Source organism: Levilactobacillus sp. LN180102, assembly GCF_050106635.1.
In the GTDB taxonomy this organism is placed as follows: Bacteria; Bacillota; Bacilli; order Lactobacillales; family Lactobacillaceae; genus Levilactobacillus; species Levilactobacillus brevis.
Map to the genome: position 1 here is coordinate 1 of NZ_JBNIIX010000046.1, position 1,343 is coordinate 1,343.

A 1,343-nucleotide genomic window follows, 5' to 3' on the forward strand; every position below is an offset into this window, starting at 1 on the left:
CAATCAGTTGAAGAACTTTCGTAGGATTGCAACGCGTTATGATAAGCTCGCTCATGTTTATCTGGCTACGGTTTACATTGCCTCAATTTGCATCTTACTTAAGTAGTTTTCAGACGGACCCTAGTAATATAAGGATTAACCTGAAAGTTAATCCGTTTAAATTGGTTCTCACTAGTAATATAGCGATCAGGCAAATTTGTTTGAAAACTTGGATAGTGATATAGATTCCCTGTATAATGGTATTTTGTAGAGAAGTTAAGGCGGTGGCTATTTCCAATCGGAGGTGGTGCTTATGGTGTTAAACCTTTAAAGCCCATAAATCCTAACGAAAGGAGTAGCCTAGGTGTCCGTTGCGGACGCTTTACAATTAATGCTGGCTTTCGGTACTTTTATCGTGGCCTTAATCGCATTAATTGTTGAGCTGATCAAAAGTAAGCAAAAAAAATAACCGCCTTAGCTCTGGTCAGCTAGCGGTTATTAAATATCGTTAAAATCTGCCACCGTCTTTAACGGCTCTACATGGGAAGCCCTGTTCTAGCGGGACTTCCTTTTTCTATTACATTATAGCATGTCCCTTAAAAACTGGCTAACGTTTTAGGCTTTGATCAGGTTCAGAATCTGGTTGTTTAATTTCTGGATTCTGTTTAGCAAATGCTTTCAGTTGTTTTTGCGTTCGATTACTGATTTCATGGTGTAAATCATTTAACTTATTTTTTAGTCCTAAGAACCTGTCTAGTATCTGCTGAATCTGGTAGAATTGTGGAAAACCGACTGAGGAGTTTGTCATGCCAGATTGTCCAAGCAATATTTCTCGAGCGCAATTTGCGTTAATACAACCTGATTTAGAAAACTTCCGCAAGCATACAAGACCGCGTCGTTATGATCTTTATGACGTATTCAATGCCATCCTTTACTCGCTTACTACAGGGTGTCAATGGCGTGAATTACCGCACGATTTCCCGGAATGGCATACCGTCTACCGCTATTACGATATGTGGCGAGATAAACCAGACCCGACAGCTGATTCGCTATTAGAACGTGTTTGGATACTTTGACATTCGATTTGATTTTAGTTAAATTAGATCAAAAACAGGAGTTTTTAATCCATGAAAAGCTTTGCACACCATTATAGTAGCGACATCTCTCGTGAACAATTTGAATTAATCCGGACATATCTAGAAGGCATACGTAAGCGGACTAAGCCAAGAAAGGTTGATTTATGGTAGATTGTAAAATTAATCCGAACGCTGTTCGGACAAAAAAGATCAGCTTCCTTTAAAATGGTGTTTACCACAAACCCATCTTTTAGGAGCTGATCTTTTGTCTAGTATAACCTATTCCGA

The 1,343-nt window shown here is 38.9% G+C and carries 2 protein-coding genes and 2 pseudogenes; 3 read left to right on the plus strand and 1 reads right to left on the minus strand.

What is annotated here, in order from left to right; all coding sequences use genetic code 11:
- Together ACP4IT_RS12545 and ACP4IT_RS12550 are read left to right on the plus strand one after the other, a co-directional pair.
- Nucleotides 1-106 (plus strand): annotated as a pseudogene (locus ACP4IT_RS12545) (IS5-like element ISLpl3 family transposase); the annotation flags it as partial.
- Nucleotides 107-370: 264 nt separating this feature from the next.
- Entirely contained in the window at nucleotides 371-448 is a 78-nt protein-coding gene (locus ACP4IT_RS12550; RefSeq protein ID WP_235708434.1) for a putative holin-like toxin, read from the plus strand.
- A 138-nt stretch (nucleotides 449-586) separates the two neighbouring features.
- Here ACP4IT_RS12550 and ACP4IT_RS12555 read toward each other — a convergent pair whose 3' ends face one another.
- Complete coding sequence (locus ACP4IT_RS12555; protein WP_024855729.1) at nucleotides 587-787, minus strand: hypothetical protein; 201 nt, start codon at nucleotides 785-787, stop codon at nucleotides 587-589.
- Between ACP4IT_RS12555 and ACP4IT_RS12560 the strand changes: the two are divergent.
- Nucleotides 786-1,043: pseudogene (locus ACP4IT_RS12560) on the plus strand (transposase); the annotation flags it as partial. The gene ACP4IT_RS12555 and the pseudogene ACP4IT_RS12560 sit on opposite strands and share 2 nt — an antisense overlap.
- Between the last annotated feature and the right edge of the window lie 300 nt (nucleotides 1,044-1,343).

Bases quoted from the DNA above. Each gene is read 5' to 3' on its own strand.
- ACP4IT_RS12550 (WP_235708434.1), top strand. From the start codon at position 371: ATGCTGGCTTTCGGTACTTTTATCGTGGCCTTAATCGCATTAATTGTT.
- ACP4IT_RS12555 (WP_024855729.1), bottom strand. From the start codon at position 787: ATGACAAACTCCTCAGTCGGTTTTCCACAATTCTACCAGATTCAGCAG.